The following is an 18,653-nucleotide window of genomic DNA, read 5'->3' as shown; positions in this document are numbered from 1 at the left end:
GATGTGTCAAGAAAAATGCCGCACGTTTAAGTCGGATTAGACGCTTTATGACTCTTTATCGCCAGTTTCGCGGCGCCGGCGCACGTTCTCGGCCTCTTCCGTAAGCCACCGGTACCCGGCCACGATCGCGCCGCCGATCACGAAGATGAGCAAAACTCCGAAGACGGCCAAATCGATAGCCGCCCGAATCACGTATTTCCGCGGCTTGAAGCGTAGTTCGATCGTGTACTTCCCGGCGGGTAATTTTGCCAAGGCCAAGCGGTGTTCGCGCACGTGCGGCACGCCCACATTCGAGCGCCAGCTACGGTGGAAGTTCATGTTGAGAATCAGCAACGCGGGCTGCTGCGCGACGTCCACGTCCACGCTAATCCGGTTGGTCGCGCGGCGCACGGCACTGACCCGGTTGGCGTCTCCTTGAAAATAGGCTTCGCCTCGATACTCGGGGTTCGGCTCAAAGCGCGCCGGTTGCGGCACGAAAGTCTGCTGGTCCTCGGCGAGGAAATACCGCGGCTCTACGCTGCTGGGCAAACGGAAAGGATTCTCCCATTGGGTCGTTCCCAAATTGCTGCGAAATAAGTAGTAGGGATTGGCCGGCATGTGACGATTCTCGATGTTGAAAAACCCGCCCGCCGCCGGCGTCGGTTCAACTACTTGTCGGGTGTGTCGAATAAGCAGCAGCCACGCCGACCCGGAATACAGCAGCACGAGTACCAGCCCAATAGACGACACGGCCCATTTCCATTTGCCGCGCCGCAAACGATCCACCGCGGCCCCGGCGAGCAAGACCAGCGGCGCCGACAAATAAAACGAATAGTATTTGTAGGACGCGGTCGTCCGAGCAATCGGCAGCGAGTAAAACCATTCGCCGAGATGCGTCGTTTCGCCAAGCATCAGCAGCGCCGCCAAAGCCGCCATCGCCGGCAACACCCAAAACCGCCGCCGATACACAGCGAAACCCAACGCCGCACCGGCCAACACCAACGCGAAACCAAGCGAAGGAAACTGCTCACGCAGCACCTCATCAACCAATGCTTGGGGAATCAGATCGCTTACGCGGTCGAGTTTGTAGGAGAAATCGAGCGAGCCAAACAGTCGCTTGGAAAGCCGGAACGTCGAAAACAAACGCCCGTGAAAAAGCAGGAGCGGCAGCGCGAGAGTCGCCGCAGCGACCCCAAGTGGCACGAGCGCCCGCCGATCGCGTCGCCATGCCAGAGGTAAGGCTTCGCCCGCCGCATAAAAGCAGACCATCACGGCGAAGACGAAAAGGTGCGCCTTGCCTGAGGCTAACGCCGCGCCGACCATCAACGTCAAAAACGACGTCGCCCAAAACACTCGTCCCCACCGCAATCGACGGTGAATTCCTCGCCATGAGCCGCCGGCCTCGGGCTCGGTCATCACGCGATGGGTCATGAAATGGAAGCCGGCCAGAAAGAATAAAAAGAGGAAAGCGGAAACATCGTTTGTGTCGCCGCCCACCGCCAAGCGGCGCACGGCCCACGGCGAACATACCGCCGCCAGCGCCGTGCCCACCGCGACGGTCCGCGAAACGCCAAGCACCCGCAGGACGAACCAATACGCCGATAACCCGCCCAACATCAACCAAAGCAACAACACCATTTTGAAGCCAAGCAGATCGTCGAAAACAAACGCGGCGGCGATGACGAAGGGATCGGGAAACGGAAAATCCGGGTCGGCGAAAAGGGCGAAACCGCCGCCCAAATGATGGCTCCATAGCGGCAGCGCGTGGTCCACCGTGAGCGCGTGGTCAACGAAGGCCTGAAAAAACAGATGGATGAAAACGTCGTCCCGGTTGTCGAAAATCCGGCCCGGCGTCATCATCGGCAGCCAAAAAACCAAGATCAAAAGCGACAAGACAAGTGCGCCGCGCGCGGCGGCCGAAGTGGAAAGGGGCGGTCGTGGGTCGTCAGTCATTTTGTTGATAAGCACCACCCAAGTTGAGTGAGAATCCGGTTATCACGTCTCCACGAAATCAACAAGTCGCGGGCCGTTTATGTCAGAGGCCAATTCACTCGGCAAAGCCGAATTTCCTTCGTACCAAGTCCAAGTTCGCCGCGGCGGCCGAGAACTTCGGGTCGAGTTCCAACGCCGAGCGGTACGCTTCCATCGCACGGGCGAAGTCGCCCTCTGAAAAATAACGGTCGCCCAGGAAACACCAGCCGAGCGCGTCTGTGGGTTGGCCGGACGGCGTAGGCCGATCATCGAGTTTCTCGTCGGAGATCCGCCACAGGTCGTAGCCGACGCCGAGGTAGCCGCCCAACGCCGGAAAATCGTGCTCGCGACCGCGAAGTCGCCCGCGCAATCGCGCCTCCAGATTTTGCGCGGCTTCTTTATCGATCCCGGTCGCGCCTAACTCGCGGGCAACCACCGGCAGCAGCAATCCGGCCAATCGCACATGACCGGTCGGCGACAAGTGGCAATAGTCGATGAATTCGTCGAATCCACAAACGCCGCCCGGACAACCGGCCTGATACTGGTCGTCCAAATCAACGAAGCGCGCGCCGGCTCTTTCGGCGGCGTCATTCATTGTCGCGGCGACGGCGGCGTCGGCACGAATCGCCATTTCGTCGTGATCCCGAGCCGACCGCAACACGCGTCCGGCGGTTTCGAACTCGCCAACCCGCAGCAAGGCCACACCGCCAACCGCATCGCGACCGCGGCCGGTGGCCAAGTAACCCTGCGCCAGTTCCCCTGCCCTGTCGGTTTGACCCAGAGCCACCAGAGCCAACGTCATCATCGTCAGAAAACGTTCCGGAGATATTTGCGAGTCGCCTTCCAATCGCCGCACCACACCGTCCAACATGGCTGACGCCCGCGGGGAATCGATTTCGGTGAGCGCCAGGCCGTACGCCAAATCGGCGGCAACCGACGGCGCATCGGTGCGGTAAGCCGCCAGCAATTCCACGGCACGCTCGGGCTTGCCGTAGCGCAGCCAGTGCCGCGCCTGCGTGAGACGTTCGTCCCCCTCCGCTGCCTCAAGCCACCACCACTCGCGCACGTCCACGTACTGCAAATTAGACGGCGGCCGCGCAAAGACGATCGCCGCTCCCACGCGCTGCGCCGCCCGCGCCAGCGACGCGACACTGCGTTCCAGGCGGGCGATCCAAAACGCATTCCAGCGGGGATCGCGGTTCCATGAAGGCAGCGGCGAGCCGGGTTGCTCGATCGCGTTGCGCGCCGGCCGCAGCAAGCGGGCAAGGGCGAGGTGGCGTTGTAGTTGCCGGCTTACCTCCAGCGCTTCGGGTGGCGCGTTGGCGGTCGCAGCCATGGCTTTGACGTCCAGCCGCTCGTTGTGCCCGAAAACAGCCAGCACCAAATCGGGCTTCAGCAAGGGCAACACGTTTTCGGCGAGGGCCGCGATTTGCGCCGCGCCGAAGCCGGTTTTCGCCAGATTGATGACCTCGATCCGCGGCGTCCCACCCGCTTGGTTCCATAGGCTTTCCAACCGCCGGGCGTAGCTTGCCGTATCCGAAAGCCCCATTGCGCCCGCCTGCGAACCGCCGAGCAATACGATCCGCGCGATCCCCGCCGGCTTGTCCCGCGGGATGCTTTGGGCCGGTTGATCCAGATGCCGCAACGTCCATTTTCGTTTCCCGGTTCCATCCAACGGCACGAGTGTCCGATCCGGCACGGTTTGAAACGGAAGCACACTTGTCGCGTCGGGCGGAGGAAGCGGCTCGCGGCGCAGGTCTTCGACAACACGCGAGATCAACTCCGCGCCTGCGAACAACAGCAGTAGCGCGACTCCGGCAAAGAGGATCTTTCGTTTGGTACTCATGCTCTTTCGATGGTAGCATAACCGCCGCTATGTCAGCTAACCGACGACGTTTTTCGCGCACCCGCCGATTGGTGTATTCGCTCGTCGCCCTCGCGGCGGCGTGGCTGGCGTTGGAAATCGTCGTGGCCGCGACCGGTCTCTACAAGCGCCCTTCCGAGCGCGTATTCACCGATGTCTACGATGCCGCCTACGAACTGCTGCCGGGAGTTCGAGTCCCTTTCGGCAACGCGCCGATACCTGAGGACCCGACGAACCACGCCGGCTTCCGCGGGCCGGAATTCTCCGACACCAAGCCCGAAGGCGTGTTTCGCGTCATCTGCGTCGGCGACTCGACGACCTTCGGCGTCATGGTGCCGGAGCCGGAAACCTACGCCCGCCGTCTCGAGAAATCGCTGCATGCCAAGGCTCCCCGCGTCGAAGTCCTCAACGCCGGCGTGCCGGGCACCAACATATTCGCCCACCGCGTTTTGCTGGCAAAGACGTTATTACCACTGAAGCCGGACGTCATCGTCCTTTACGTGCTGTTCAACGGCCGTCCGGAAGTGGAAGACATCCGCCGGAAAATCGAAGGCGGCCGCGCCGCCAATCGGGTGCAACTAGCGCTGCGTCACTCGGCGGTCTACCGCTTGCTTCGCCGATTACTCAAGGGCGGCTTCGCACTCGATAGCGACGCGCCCCTCGCGCACCTTGTCGCCGATAGCGGCGTACCCGGCGGCTGGGTTGAAACGTCGTTTCGCGCGGATCTACACGCGGTTGTCGACCAGGTTCAACATGCCGGCGCAAAGCTGGTGCTCGTCTATCACCTGACCCGCCCCGGCGTGCAGGCCCGCCTGGATCGCCGAGCCAACCCCGCATTACCCCTGGGAGCCTCCGAGCGCTTCAATCGGCGTCTGCGCGGTCTGACGCGGGACGCCGCAGCGACGCGCGGAGTAGTGTTCCTCGACCCCATGCCGGCGTTCGTGCGGGGAAAAAGTGAAGATAAACAACTGTTTCTCGATGACGTACATTTTTCGTCGCACGGTCACGCGGTTCTTGCCGAGGAACTTACCGAGCCTCTCGGCAAGCTGCTTGGTGCGCCGTGATATCGCGCGTGTGAGGGTTTTAATTTGACCGGCCTTGCCCATTAAGGTTAGAAAAATCCAACTTGGTTTGGGCGGAGGGCCCTGGATGCGCCATTTGCGCCTTATTCTGGCGTTGCCGATCATTTTTGTCTCAGCGGTGGTGCTGTATTCGGGTGTGCTGGTTTGCGCGCCCTTCGACCGCCGCCGGGATTGGGTTAACCGTGTTTTCGGCGGCGCGTGGTTTTCGATTTGGAAATACATGCTTGGCGTCCACGTGAGGGTAGAGGGCCGCGAGAACATCGAGCCAAACCGGTCGTATATTTTTGTTGCCAACCACACGAGTTACCTGGACGTGATGGCCATCATCACGGATTTTCCGGTGGTCGTGCGCTTTTTGGCCATGAAAACGCTGGTCTGGATTCCAATTTTCGGCATTTCTCTCTACACTTTGGACCACGTGTTCATTGATCACCGGAAGAGGGCGACACATCGCCAGAGCTTGGACGCCATCGCCCGCAAAACAGACGACGGCAAAAGCATTCTGATTTTCCCCGGCGGCGGGCGCGCGCCGGACGGGCGATTGGGCGAGTGGAAAAAAGGCGCCTTCGTCATTGCGACCCAATTGCACGTGCCCTTGGTGCCGGTAGCGATCTCGGGTTCGTCGAGACTACACGGCATCGGCGATTTTGGCGTTCGCCCCGGAACGATCACGATTCGGATCGGCAAGCCGATCGCCACCGAAGGGGCGTCGTACGAAGATCGAAACCGCTTTTTGGCGGCAGCACGACAGGCCGTGGAGGAATTGTTGAACCATGACACCGATGAATGACCCCAACGCCGTCAAGATCATTCCCCTGGGCGGCCTTGGTGAAATCGGTCTCAACTGCCTCGCGTTGGAATACCAGGGTCAGCTTCTGCTGATCGACTGCGGCCTGATGTTTCCGGAAGACTTCATGTTGGGCGTGGATATCGTGATCCCCGACTTCACCTTTCTAGAAGACCGTTCCGACGACATTATCGGCCTGATTCTCACCCACGGCCATGAGGACCACATCGGCGCCGTGTCCTTTTTGCTGCGTGAGCACAACCCGCTGATCGTCGGCTCCAGAATGACCCTCGCCTTCTTGGGAAACCAGCTCGGGCAGTTGAAGAAGCTCAACGGCGATAACGAGCTGAGCATCGAGGTCGTCGAAGCCGGGGATGTGCGAGGTTTCGGCCCCTTCGAGGTGGAATTCATCCAAGTCAGCCATTCGATCATCGGCGGGTTCGCGCTGTCGATCCGCACGCCCCAAGGCGTGATCGTGCACAGCGGCGATTTCAAGCTCGATTTCACGCCTTTCAACGGTGAGATGACTGACCTGACCCGCTTCGCCGAACTGGGTAAAGAGGGCGTGCTGTGTTTTCTTTCCGATTCGACGAACGTCGAGCAGGACGGCTACACCGTCAGCGAGCGCGACATCGCGCTGGAACTGGAGAACATTTTTCACCATTGCCAAGGGCGTATTCTCGTCACGCTCTTTGCCAGCAACCTTCAACGCATCCACCAGATTTTCGAAATCGCCGAGCGCTTCCAGCGGAAAGTCGTATTGAACGGCCGCAGTATCATCTCGTCGGTACGAATCGCCCGCGAACTCGGCGCGTTTCACGTCGATGAGAGCCAACTGCTGGATATCGGCATGCTGGAAAACGCCGAACGCGACAAGGTCGTCATTTTGTGCACCGGCAGCCAAGGCGAACCCATGAGTGTTTTGTCGCGCATCGCCGATGACAACCACAAGCACATCAGCATCTACGACGGCGACACGGTCATTCTTTCCTCGAAGATCATTCCCGGCAACGAACGGGCGGTAACCAACATCATCAACGAGCTATACCGCAAAGGCGCCGAGGTCATCTACGAAACCATCAGCAACATCCATACGAGCGGGCACGCGCACCGCGAAGAACTCAAAGTGCTGCTGCGACTGGTGCGGCCGGAACATTTCGTACCGATCCACGGGGAATACCGGCATCTCGTGCAGCACGCCAAGCTGGCCGAAAGCATGGGCGTATCCCGCGAAAATGTTCACGTATTGGAAGACGGCAAAGTCCTGGCGCTCGCCGACAACAAAGCGTGGGATTACGGCTTAGTACCGTCCGGCCGGATATACGTCGACGGGCACGGCGTCGGCGATGTGGGCAATATCGTCCTTACGGACCGCCGCATTCTCAGCGAAGACGGAACGATCACGTGCGCCCTGGCCCACCGCGACGGCGTGGTCGTTTCCGGCCCCTACTTCAAAAGCAAGGGCTTGGTGTACGAACCGGAATATCGGGATCTGTGGGACGAAGCCAAGGAAGTTGTGTTACAAACAATCAGAGAAATGAAATCCGAAAATGGTTTTGACGAACAAGCCATGCGCGTGGAAGTTGTGCGCGTTGTGCGCCGCTTGTTCAGCAAGCGTATCGGTCGTCGACCCATCGTCATACCCGTGTTGATGGAGGTCTGAAACCCCGGTGGCGAAAAAACAAACGACCCCCGCGCGGCCCGGCAAGACCGTGGAAATCGCCGGTGTGCTGCTGATTATCCTGGCGGCGCTGATATTCCTATCCTTGCTTTCCCACGTCATGCGCGATGCGTCGTTCAATTCCAAGCCGATCCCCTCGATCGAGCCGCAAAACATCATCGGCCGCTTCGGCTCCTACACCTCCGACCTGCTCATTCAATTCGGCGGCTTCGCCAGCGTTCTGTTGCCCTTGATTCTGGCGATCATCGGCTTGCTGCTGTACCGCAAACACTCTTTCAAGATGGCTTTCGGGCAAATCGTCGGCTACTTGCTGCTGCTTGTTTCCCTGGCGACGATTTTGGCGCTCTTTTTCGAAGCCCGCGGCGGCGGCGCGGTCGGCTTGGCGCTGGCCACGCAATTGCACTTCATGCTGGGCACGGTCGGCGGGGCGATTGTCGCCTTCGCCTTGTTGGTCGTCGCCCTGATTCTCGGCGTCAACTTTTCATTTGTGACGACGTTCGGTTGGATCAACAAAACCGCCAAAAGCATCGCCGGCTCGCTTCGTGAGTGGTGGACCGTTCGCCGCACGGCGCGCGAACGCATGGAAAAACACGACCAAGTCGAACGCGCCACGACCACCAAAACCGGTCCGATCATCCGTGGCGGCGGTGAGGCACCGCTGGAACCGATGGCCAGGGAGTCCAAGACCTCGCTCCGCAAGACTGATCCGCCCGTGCGCTCCACGCGTCTGGATCGGGAAGACACCGCCGTGCCGCCCCCGCCGCCGAAGCGTCCGGAACCCATGCCCAAGCCGAAACGCAAGGAAGCGGAACAGATCACGATTCACAGCAAGGGCGAAACCGTCTCGGCCCAGCAAATCTCCTTCACGAAGCTGGCCGGCCAATATGAACCGCCGCCGCTGCGCCTCCTGCAAAATGAACCTGAAGTGGATAAAGACCTCGACCGCGAGGCGCTCATCGCCCAATCCGTCGCCCTGGAAAGCAAACTCGCCACCTTCGGCGTCACCGGCAAGGTTGTGGAAATTCACCCCGGCCCGGTGATCACGATGTTCGAGTACGAACCCGACCCGGGCATCAAGGTCTCGAAAATCGCGAACCTCGAAGACGACCTGGCGATGGCCCTACAGGCCGAGAAAATCCGGATTATCGCGCCGATTCCCGGCAAGGGCGCGGTCGGCATCGAAGTTCCGAGTCTGCGCCGCGAAATCGTCTACCTGCGCGAAATCCTCGAAAGCAAAGAATTCAACGAGGCCGTCCACCCGCTAACGGTGGCCTTCGGCAAAGACAGCACCGGGCGACCGATGGTGCAGAACCTCGCGAAGATGCCCCACCTGCTCGTGGCCGGAACGACCGGCAGCGGCAAAAGCGTGTTCCTCAATTGCATCATCATGTCCTTGATCCACAAATCCACGCCTGAAGATGTTCGCTTGTTGATGGTCGACCCGAAGCAACTCGAATTGTCGATGTACACCGACACGCCTCACATGCTGCACCCGGTGATAATCGAGCCGAAGAAAGCCGCCCTGTTGCTGCGTTGGGCGGTGACGGAAATGGAAGACCGCTACCGCAAACTGGCCGAACAACGCGTGCGCACGATCGACGGTTACAACGCGAAAGTCGCCAAGCTGCAAAGAAAGCCGCGCAAGGGCAAATTGACCGGCGACGAGGAGCCGCTCCCCGAAAAGCTGCCCTACATCGTGCTGATCATCGACGAGCTTGCCGACCTGATGATGATCGCCGCCAAAGAAGTCGAGGAATCCATCGCCCGCCTGGCGCAAATGGCCCGCGCCGCCGGCATTCACCTGATTCTCGCCACCCAGCGACCCAGCGTCGACGTCATTACCGGCATCATCAAGGCCAACTTTCCCAGCCGGATCGCCTTCCAGGTTCGCAGCCGGATCGACAGCCGCACCATCCTCGACGAATCCGGCGCCAATAACCTGCTCGGTATGGGCGACGGCCTTTTCCTGCCGCCGGGCGCGGCGTGCATCGAACGCTTTCACGCGCCATTCGTCGCCGATGAGGAAGTGCATGGCATCGTTCGCTACCTCAAGGAAAACCACGCGCCGCCACCTTATGTGGAAATTCGCACCTCGTCAGGCACGGACCTCAACGACGCCTCAGTCGAAGACCTGCAACTCGTCGACGACGGCGCCGACGACCTGGAAAACCAACTCTTCGATCAAGCCGTGGCCATCGTCGCGCGGGACCGAAAGGCTTCGGTCAGCTACATCCAACGGAAGCTGAAGATCGGCTACAACCGTGCCGCGCGCATCGTCGAGCGGATGGAAGAAGAAGGCATGATCAGCCGCTCCGACGGTACCAGCCGGGCGCGGGACATCTACCTCCCCGAACGCGATTACGACTAATCGCCCTCCAACAAGAACCGCCCGGTTTAGGAAATGTAGCCCGTCGTTTTTCGGTAAGCATTGCGCTTAAAGGAATGGCGGCGTCGTGTTGGGGGCATTGACACGACGCCGCAGGAGAGGAGATTGGCCTTGCTGCAAAAAATTTTCGCTTCACTATGAAAAACAGCAACACCGTCTGCCTGTGAATAGAGCAAAGGCAGTGCCAAAACCCTCCGCTCCACGTAACCATTGATAAAAAAAGTGATTTCACATATTTCGGCACACGGTGCCAATTTCCATAGCCGCATCGATACTTCAGAAATCCGATAGCCTGTAAGAAAATTTGAGGCGGCAAGCCCGGGCAAGGCCCGGCGCTAGGACGGAGAGCATCTATCGACGATGTTGTTGCAACGACCGGCGGGAGCGGTCGCGGTGACAACATAGTCGCCGGATGCACGCGGTTTTGGGTCCAGGCTCAGCCTGGGGCTCGCCGCACAGCCTCCCCGGCTTCTACGGTTTTGTGTGAAGCGCGCAGAGCGACCAGCGGGAGCGGTCGCGGTGACAACATAGTCGCCGGATGCATGCGGTTTTGGGTCCAGGCTCAGCCTGGGGTTAGAAGAAGAAGGCGAATTCGCTTTTGAATCCTTCGAAGGGGGGTATTTGTCGGCAGACGCCGCCGGCGCATTTCAAGCCGCCTTTGTAACGACCGTAGGCCAGTGAGATGCGCGTCCAGTCGGCGGGTTGAATTGTTGACTCGACGGCCCAGAAATTTTCGTCGTCGTCCGGCCGCGCGCCCAGTTCGAGCACCGCCGGCTCGTCGGACCATTCATAGAGACCCGTCAGCGTCACATACGGCGCCCACGCGTAACCCAGAGCCGTCGACCAGGTTAGCGCATCCTCGAATTGAGTTTCGTCGAAGCTGTGGAACTGTTTGACGCGCCATTCGGCGTTGACCGAATGCGGGCTGATGATCGGCGTGTCGACTTTGATGTCGCCGTGAACGAAGCGCCCTTCCGGCGCTTCCCGGTACCCGCCCTTCCCGGTGAGGTAGAGGCCGTTGCCGAAGGTGCGGTCGAAGCCGCCATACGTGTGTTCGATCCATTCCAGCCAAGGGGATTCCGAGCTGTAGTGGTCGGCCAGTTCCAGTGGTATTCCCTCATGAGTCTGGATGTTCGTGTAGTTGACGAATACGCCCAGCTCCGCGCCGGGTATCGTATAGTCCACGCGACCGCGCGCGCCGATCGCGTCGTCGTAATTCGGCAGGTGGCCGAAGGATTCCTCCGGATATTCCATGCTCGGCGGGTCGTTGTAGGGATAGTCGAAGCGGAAGTAATCGGTACCCTCGGCCAGCAGTGTCACCGGCCCGAGGTACCACGTGGTGGCCAAATGCGCGCCGCGCCCCTCGTATTCGATGTCGCCGAGACGCTGGTCACGATTGTCGGTGTATTCCAACCAGGCGTACTCGCCGTCGGCCGCTCCGAAACTGCCGATCACCGGAGCCTCGAACATCAGCGAGTAGAGGTTGATGTCGTCGTCCTCGTCGAACTGGGCCAGGTCGCCCTCTTGCTCGGCCCGCAGGTTGCCGCCGACCCAGGCGAAGCCGCCGCGAAACACGCCCGGCGCGCCGCCCATGATGCGCGCTCCCCAGATCAAGTCGCGTTCGTCGAAGAATCCGGGTTCTTCCGTCCGCGCCCGTTCGGGGCCGAAGCGCCGGTCGTCGCCGACGTTGACCGGCCCGACCAGGGTTTCGAACTCGAAGTACTCGTGCTCCAGTTTGAATAACGCGCCCTGGACGGTGGTATCTTCACCGAATTCATCCCGCTTGAGCAGGCTGAGCGTCAGCCCTTGGCCGAAGCGCACGTAGGAATCGCCGACGCGAAACAGCAGCGGGCGTTCGTAATATTGCACGTAGAACTTTTCGGGGACGTAGCGAACGAAGTATTCCTCGTCGAGCAGGTAAGCCTCGGTGTCGTAGCGCAGCCCGGCAATGAAGGATCCTTTGCAGATCTCCACGTTGAGCCGGTTGACTATCGCCCAGAACTCCTGGTCTTCGTTGGTGATGTCGTAGTTGACGCGCAGGGTTTCGACGATGGAAACCGAGTCGGTCAGCGGCGTATTCCACTCGACGGCCCAGGCGCCGGCCGGGAGGGCCAGCAAAGCGAGGACGGTTATGATTCGTCGCAGCATTTATAATCCCAGGAGCTTTTTGATTTGGTCTTCCAGTTGCTTTTCCTCGCCCGGCTTGTACCCGATGTGCATCCAGGCGATTTTGCCTTCTTGATCGATGACGATGGTCAGCGGGTAGTCGCCCCGCTTGTTGAACATGCCGTTGACCCGGCTGTCAGAGTCCAGCAGCACCGGGTGCGTCAGCTTGTACCGCCGCGCGATCGAACGCACCTTGGGCAAGTCGGAAGGCGAGTCGGCCGTGATCGACCAGACTTCCAAGCCTTGGTCCTTATACGTTTCGTAGAGTCGCTTGAGGTGCGGGAATTCCTGCTTGCACGGCACGCACCAGGTCATCCAAAAGCTCATGACAATGACCTTGCCTTGGTGGTCGGCCAGGCTATAGGTTTTGCCCTGCGTATCCTTGATGGCAAAATCGTGAGCTTTTTCGCCGACGGCCCAAGCCAGGTTCGCCGCCATGAGCAGTGCCACGACCAACACGATGAAACGACGCATTCGAGACTCCTTTACCGTGCGGCACGCTCGCCGCCGGATGCTGAACATCCTTTTTAACGGAGTACCAATAAAGGGTCAATGTTGCACGAATTACGGGCGGCGCTAATCCCGGGTGTATCCTTCGTTGCCGGCCATGATGTCCAGAAACACCGTCGCGGCGTCTTCGATGGGCACAATCACCGCTTGTTTGACGTCGGCTTTGCGGAAATCGATCGTTTTGACGTAACGCTTGCAGACGTCGCAGGCATCCAGGCGGTGCGGGCCATCCTCATCCACGGCCAAGACCTTGAGTTGATCGGAATCTTCGTTGCCGCAGTAGGGGCACATGACGCGCCGGAAGGTCCACACGAAGTTGCAGGTGTCGCAGACCAAATGCCGTCGGCCGCCGTCGCCGACCAGCCCCGCCGCTACCGGTCCGTTGCCGCAAATGGGGCACGTGCCGTGCTGCCATTTTTCGTCGTCGACCAGCGGCGCAAGTTGGACGGCAAACGCGGGCAGAACCGCGGTGCCGACCTGCTGCAAGATGAAGTAAAACGCTTCCGGTGTGAGCCCGGTGGCTTCCGCCACCTCGGCAACAGCTTCCACCGTGCGCTGCACATTGAGGGTCACGAGGCGGATCAGCGTCTGGTCGTCATTTTTGACTTTCGCCGCCCACTGTTTCATGGCCTGCTGCACGGCTTCTTCGGTAAACGACGCCAACTCGATGGCGGCATCGACCAGTCGGCCCAGCACCTCGGGATCCGGCGCGAGTTTTTCCATTTCGAGTAAAAATTCGCCGCGGTCGATCTTCCCCGGAGCGGCCTCGGCGTCGATCTCGTAGGCGGCGGCCCATGCTTTGGTCTCGGAGGCAAAACGGCGGGTCAGCGCCAGAGTTTGACTCGTCAGGCGCACCAGTTCCGGTGCAACGTATTCGCGGGTGAGGCTGGTGGCGAGCGCTGCATCGACACGCTCGTGCGGGAGCACCAACGGCCCCGGCTTGATTTCATCCGGGTGATGGGGCGTCGGTTTGGGTTCGGGCAGCGGTCCACGTATTTTCACGGCCATCTCCTTTTTTAACATCGGGCAATAACGGCAGCCTAAGCCGAATCACCGGCGATTGCCAATGGGCGGTAGAAAGGAGCCCCGCCGTTACCGGCGGGGCTTCTCGCGTATCAGCTACGTGGCTCAGACTTCGCCTTCGAGTCCGTGTTTTTCCAGATCGTCGATCAGGATCCACTTGACGTGGCTGGGGAAGTCTTCGCCGGGATACAACTTCACTTTGTCAGCCTTGAAGCGGTGTTTGTTGACCGGGCTCTTCAGCCAGGCAATCCGCTTCTTGGCGTAATCGAGCATTTCGTCGTAACCGCCCCACATGATCGCATCGGTCGGACAGGCTTTGGCGCAAGCCGGTTCCATGTCGTCGGCGATACGATCGGCACACAGCGTGCATTTGACGATCCGACCGGTCTTTTTATTTTTGGTCGGAATCGCAAAGGGACAGGAGTCCACGACGTCCTGCAGATTACCCAGTGCCTTTTCGTTGAACACCACGGCACCCTGTTCGGTGATCTCGTACGAGCCTTTCGGCAACGCCTCGATGCACGTGGGTTCGGCGCAATGACGGCAACGGTCGCTGGTCATCAGCCAGTACACGTCGAATTCATTGAGCTCGTGCTCTTCGAAACGCACGATGGTGTAAGTATCACCGTCCAGGGCGGGCGGGTTCTGGTAGGAGCCGACGAAAGTCGTCGCCACCGCCGGGTTTTCGTTCCACTGCTTGCAGGCTACTTGGCAGCCGCGGCAACCGGTGCAGCGGCTTGGATCGACAAGCATCATCATCTTAGCCATGACCGCACCTCCTTAAGCCTTCGCCACGTCGACGAGGAACGATTTGAACTCCGGAATGCGGGTGTTCGCATCGCCCACGTGCGGCGTGAGAATATTGGCCGAGTCGCCGCTGCACAATCCGCAGTAGCCCCAATGCCACGGCAGACCGACTTGATGAACGATTTTCCCGTTCACCTTCAGCGGTTTGAAACGCTTGGTAACGCAGGCTTTGGCCACGACGGTACCGCGCTTGTTCCAAATTTTGACCAGGTCGCCGTTTTTGATGCCCTTATCCGCGGCCAGCTCTTCGGACAATTCCACGAACAATTCGGGGAACAACTCGTTGAGCCAGGGCAGGCTGCGGGTCATCGCGCCGGCTTGCCAGTGTTCGCTGACTCGATAGGTCGAGCAAACGATCGGGAACTCGGCAGCGGTGCCGAACTCGCCGGAGGCGCCCGGATAAATGTACGCGGCGGGGTTGGTGGGCTGCTTCGGATGCAGCAGGTTGCCGACCGGGCTTTCCATCGGCTCGTAGTGAACCGGGAAAGGACCATCGGCCAGGCCCGCGGCAAATACGTTGGCCACGCCTTCATTTTTCATGATGAAGGGCAGCGCGAACTTGCCGGCCTCTTCAGCTTCGTGCATGGGCGGCATACCGCCGTCGGGCACGTCGCCGACCCACTTTTCGCCGTTCCAACTGATAACCGGCTTCGTCGGATCCCACGGCGTACCGTCGGTGTTGACCGAAGCGCGGTTGTAGATGATCCGCCGGTTGACCGGCCAACACCACGACCAATTGTGGAACATACCCATGTGGGTATCTTTCTTGTCGCGGCGCGCCATGTTGTTGCCGTTCTCATTGTACGCGCCGGAATACAGCCAGTTGCCGCAGGCCGTTTCACCGGTCGCCGACAACTTCGTGAAGTTCAGCACCTGTTTGTTGCGGTTACCCCACGCGTAACCGTTAATCGCTTTTGCCACGAGGTGTACGTCGGGATGACCGTGGCCGTCGTCGTAATCCCAGTGAAGCTTCGTGAGGGCTTCGGCATGCTGCCCGCCCGCCTTCTTGTAGAGCCGGCGCACTTCCCGTTGCAGCGCGTGAATGATCCACAGGTCGTCCATCGATTCACCGGGGCCGTCGCCGCCCTTATAACGCCATTGCACCCAACGGCCGGAATTACTGATCGAGCCTTCCTTCTCCACGCTGGCGCGCGCCGGTAGACGGAAGACTTCCGTTTGGATGTCGGCCGGGTTGACGCCGTCGCGCTTCCAGAAAACGCTGGTCTCGGTTTCCCACAAGTCGACTGCAACCATCCAATCCAATTTGGAAAGGGCGTCGCGCTCGAACAGGGTGTTCGGGCCACCAACGGCAGGATTCTGCCCAAACAGGAAAGTGCCTTTGATAATACCCTTGCTCATGTCTTCGAACAGCGAGATGTGGCTGTAGTTGCCGGCTCGCTTCGGCAGCCACGAATAACAGAAACCGTTATCCGCCGTCGCCTCGTCGCCCCACCATTCCCGGAGCATACTGACCATGTACTTACGCGCGTTTTCCCACCAGGCCAGGCTGGTGCTGCCGAGACGTTTCCCCTCGTAGTAATGCTTCATATACGTTTCGAGGTCGGTATCCTCGTCGGTTGGGCTCTTGAGGTAGCCGGGCAGAATGTGGAAGAGCAAGCACATGTCAGTGCTGCCCTGCACGTTGCTTTCGCCGCGCAGCGCGTTGATGCCGCCGCCGGCGCGCCCGATGTTACCGAGCAGAAGCTGGGTAATGACGTAGGTCCGGATGTTCTGCGTGCCGTACGTGTGTTGGGTGGTGCCCATCGCGTACATGATGGTACCGGCTTTGTTGTCCTGGCCGGTGGCGGCGTAGGTTTCGTACACTGCCAGCAAGCGATCGATCGGACACCCGGTGATACTGCTGACCGTTTCGAGATCGTAGGGCGTGTAGTGCGTCTTAAGAAGCTGGAACACGCAATGCGGATCCTCCAGCGTCTTGTCTTTCTTCGGCTCGCCGTTTTCGTCGAGATGATACTTCCACGTGCCCTTGTCGTAGGAACGACTCGATTCGTTGTACCCCGAGAAGATGCCGTCGTTGAAGGCGAAGCCCGGGTCGATCAAGAACGCCGCATTCGTGTAGTTGGCCAGGTACTTCGTGTGCTGCTTGTTGTTTTCGATGATGTACTTGATCAAACCGCCCATGAAGGCGATGTCCGTACCGGTCCGAATCGGAGCGTAGATGTGCGCCCGGGCGCTGGTCCGCGTGAAGCGCGGGTCAACGCTGATCAGTTTCGCGCCGTTCTGCTCAATCGCTTCGGTGATCCACTTGAAAGAAATCGGATGGTTCTCGGCCGCGTTCGAACCGATGATCATCACCGCATCGGAGTAGCGGAGATCGATCCAGTGGTTGGTCATCGCGCCCCGACCAAATGAAGCCGCCAAACTGGCGACAGTGGAGCTGTGTCATATTCGGGCCTGGTGTTCGAGGTACACGACGCCCAATGCGCGCATCCACTTCGAAAGCAAATAGCACTCTTCGTTGTCGAGCGACGCGCCGCCGAGGCTGGCGATGCCCAACGTGCGATTAACCTTCTGGCCTTTGTCGTTTGTGGCCATGAAGGTTTTTTCGCGCGTTTCATACACGCGCTTGGCGATTTCGCGAATCGCCCAATCCCACGATTTCTTTTCCCACTTGCTCGAGCCCGGCGCGCGATATTCCACGTACTGCAGGCGCTTGCCGCCCGGATCGTCGTGAATCTGGTAAATCGCGTTGCCCTTGCTGCATAACGAACCTTGGTTGATGGGATGATCCGGGTCGCCCTCGAGATTGACGATTCGTAACTTGCCGTCGACTTTTCGGCTGTACATAATCGCCCCGCAACCCACACCGCAATACGGACAAATCGTCGACTTCTCGGTCGTCGACGCTAATTTGCCGGCTTTCGCGCTGTAAGCATACGCGGATTCGAGGTCCAGCCCCGGCAGTCCCACAGCGATCGCCAGCGTCGCACCGCCGCCGACCTTCAGGAAACTGCGTCTGGACAGGTTCATGAAATACTCCTTCCGCTTATTGAATGGACATTGTTCCTAATCGGTTCATGTCTTCTCTAGTCTCATCAACACAGTCCACAAGAGATTAGGGAATTCGACCAACGGACGTCAACGTGTCATTTTCGACATAAAAGCTCACTTTTCTTCTTTTTCCCATGCCTCATTGAACCGGCCTATGATACTATTTATTTCTCTTGAAATAACCCCCAGAGGAGCCGTCATGAAAACCCGGTACATCGTCGTTCTAGCTGTATTCGTGTCACTGGCCTTTGCGACGCTACTGTGGGCCGAATCGCTCGAGCCCCCCTTCTCCGGCTGCTACCAAATCAAAGGCGAACTCGCCAAACTCCGCGGCGGCGACAAAATCACGCTCACCGAATGGGTGACGCCCATTTGCTCGCAATGCTTTCTGTTCCACCGCGAGTTGAAAAATAAACCGCTGGGCGACGACGTCGAAGTGAAGTACGAATTTGTCTTCCACCCCGACAAAGGCAAACCGCCGGTGCGCCTGTTGTTGCTTACCCGCCTGGTGAAACCCGAGCTGGAAAAAAAGATGCTCGAAACGCTCTTCAACGCCGCCTTCGAACAAAAAGTGTCGGTGGAAGACGAGGAAATTCTCGGCGCGATCGCCGCCAGCCTCGGTCTTGGCGAGGCCTGGGCCGATCCTTCGTGGCAAAAGAAAGTCGACGTCGAAATGAAAAACCTGGAAGCCGCGTATCAGAAATTGGGCGGCCCGCCCAAGACGCCACTGTTGGTGATCAACGACGCCCTGCACATGTCGCCGGGAATCTGCAACGTGCTCGGTTCGGAAATGCCCGACAAGCTGCACGAAGTGCTCGACGGTCTACGCGCTTACCGCGCCAAGTAACTCATTCGCTCGCGGGAAATTACGTTTCGGTCGGCGCGTCCGGCTCGGGGACGCCTTTCGGTTTGCGCGCCAGGTCGATGGGATGCTCGCCGACGGCCGCTTGAATGCGCATGCCGGTCCACCACAACACCCACGCGGTAATCGCATACAGAATCGCCGGAATGACCTGCATCGCCGCCGCGTTGAGAATCACCAGCACACCCAACGCCACCGCCGCCAGGTGCAGCAGCAGAATCAGCACCGTGTTGCTGATGCGAATCAACACCGCCAACGCGCCGATGCCCAGCGCGTCGAAGTGCGATAGTTCTGGTCCGTGCTTCGTCATGGTGCGCCTAGTCTAACACCCACAACCGCCTTCGTCATCACCGTCGGCGACGGCGGGAGCGGCCGTGTCGTTGTTGTCGTCATCATCGTCGTCATCTCCGGCAGGAATCGAGCACTTGAGCTTGAACGCCGTATCACGCGTGAAGGTCGGCAGAGCGATCTCGCGCCCGGCATTAACACGACAACAAAGAATACGGCGATCCACGGCTTTCTC

The 18,653-nt window shown here is 59.6% G+C and carries 14 protein-coding genes; 5 read left to right on the top strand and 9 right to left on the bottom strand.

Features of this window, described 5'->3' with window-relative positions:
• Nucleotides 1–45 precede the first annotated feature (45 nt).
• Entirely contained in the window at nt 46–1,932 is a 1,887-nt protein-coding gene (locus tag P9L99_09290; protein MDP8223542.1) for a hypothetical protein, read from the bottom strand.
• 94 nt (nt 1,933–2,026) lie between these two features.
• The gene (locus tag P9L99_09285) at nt 2,027–3,796 is read right to left on the bottom strand and encodes a tetratricopeptide repeat protein (protein ID MDP8223541.1); all 1,770 of its coding nucleotides are present in this window, start codon (nt 3,794–3,796) and stop codon (nt 2,027–2,029) included.
• Nucleotides 3,797–3,825: 29 nt separating this feature from the next.
• Here P9L99_09285 and P9L99_09280 point away from each other — a divergent pair, with 29 nt between their 5' ends.
• The 4 genes from P9L99_09280 (at nt 3,826) to P9L99_09265 (ending at nt 9,732) form a co-directional block, all read left to right on the top strand.
• Entirely contained in the window at nt 3,826–4,878 is a 1,053-nt protein-coding gene (locus P9L99_09280) for an SGNH/GDSL hydrolase family protein (GenBank protein MDP8223540.1), read from the top strand.
• An 85-nt stretch (nt 4,879–4,963) separates the two neighbouring features.
• The gene (locus tag P9L99_09275) at nt 4,964–5,686 is read left to right on the top strand and encodes a lysophospholipid acyltransferase family protein (protein MDP8223539.1); all 723 of its coding nucleotides are present in this window, start codon (nt 4,964–4,966) and stop codon (nt 5,684–5,686) included.
• Nucleotides 5,670–7,346, top strand: a complete 1,677-nt coding sequence (locus P9L99_09270) for a ribonuclease J (protein MDP8223538.1) — start codon at nt 5,670–5,672, stop codon at nt 7,344–7,346. The genes P9L99_09275 and P9L99_09270 overlap by 17 nt, the downstream gene beginning before the upstream one ends.
• Before the next feature lie 7 nt (nt 7,347–7,353).
• Nucleotides 7,354–9,732 (top strand): DNA translocase FtsK 4TM domain-containing protein, encoded by a 2,379-nt coding sequence (locus P9L99_09265; GenBank protein MDP8223537.1) that lies wholly within the window; start codon nt 7,354–7,356, stop codon nt 9,730–9,732.
• A 591-nt stretch (nt 9,733–10,323) separates the two neighbouring features.
• Here P9L99_09265 and P9L99_09260 read toward each other — a convergent pair.
• The 5 genes from P9L99_09260 to fdnG form a co-directional block, all read right to left on the bottom strand.
• Complete coding sequence (locus P9L99_09260) at nt 10,324–11,898, bottom strand: DUF6029 family protein (GenBank protein MDP8223536.1); 1,575 nt, start codon at nt 11,896–11,898, stop codon at nt 10,324–10,326.
• Nucleotides 11,899–12,390 carry a TlpA disulfide reductase family protein gene (locus tag P9L99_09255; protein MDP8223535.1) on the bottom strand — a complete coding sequence of 164 codons (492 nt, stop codon included), beginning with the start codon at nt 12,388–12,390 and terminating at the stop codon, nt 11,899–11,901.
• A 102-nt stretch (nt 12,391–12,492) separates the two neighbouring features.
• The gene (locus P9L99_09250; protein ID MDP8223534.1) at nt 12,493–13,428 is read right to left on the bottom strand and encodes a formate dehydrogenase accessory protein FdhE; all 936 of its coding nucleotides are present in this window, start codon (nt 13,426–13,428) and stop codon (nt 12,493–12,495) included.
• Nucleotides 13,429–13,554: 126 nt separating this feature from the next.
• Complete coding sequence (locus tag P9L99_09245) at nt 13,555–14,217, bottom strand: hypothetical protein (protein ID MDP8223533.1); 663 nt, start codon at nt 14,215–14,217, stop codon at nt 13,555–13,557.
• Between the two features lie 12 nt (nt 14,218–14,229).
• Entirely contained in the window at nt 14,230–17,247 is a 3,018-nt protein-coding gene (gene fdnG, locus P9L99_09240; protein ID MDP8223532.1) for a formate dehydrogenase-N subunit alpha, read from the bottom strand.
• A gap of 220 nt (nt 17,248–17,467) precedes the next feature.
• Between fdnG and P9L99_09235 the strand changes: the two genes are divergently transcribed.
• Entirely contained in the window at nt 17,468–18,115 is a 648-nt protein-coding gene (locus P9L99_09235; protein MDP8223531.1) for a hypothetical protein, read from the top strand.
• Nucleotides 18,116–18,134: 19 nt separating this feature from the next.
• On the opposite strand, the gene P9L99_09230 is transcribed toward P9L99_09235, so the two are convergent.
• The gene (locus tag P9L99_09230; GenBank protein MDP8223530.1) at nt 18,135–18,440 is read right to left on the bottom strand and encodes a hypothetical protein; all 306 of its coding nucleotides are present in this window, start codon (nt 18,438–18,440) and stop codon (nt 18,135–18,137) included.
• A 12-nt stretch (nt 18,441–18,452) separates the two neighbouring features.
• Nucleotides 18,453–18,644 carry a hypothetical protein gene (locus P9L99_09225; protein ID MDP8223529.1) on the bottom strand — a complete coding sequence of 64 codons (192 nt, stop codon included), beginning with the start codon at nt 18,642–18,644 and terminating at the stop codon, nt 18,453–18,455.
• Nucleotides 18,645–18,653: the final 9 nt, after the last annotated feature.

Source organism: Candidatus Lernaella stagnicola (genome assembly GCA_030765525.1).
In the GTDB taxonomy this organism is placed as follows: Bacteria; Lernaellota; Lernaellaia; order Lernaellales; family Lernaellaceae; genus Lernaella; species Lernaella stagnicola.
Note: the sequence above shows the minus strand (reverse complement) of the source record. Positions and strands in the feature narration are given on the sequence as shown.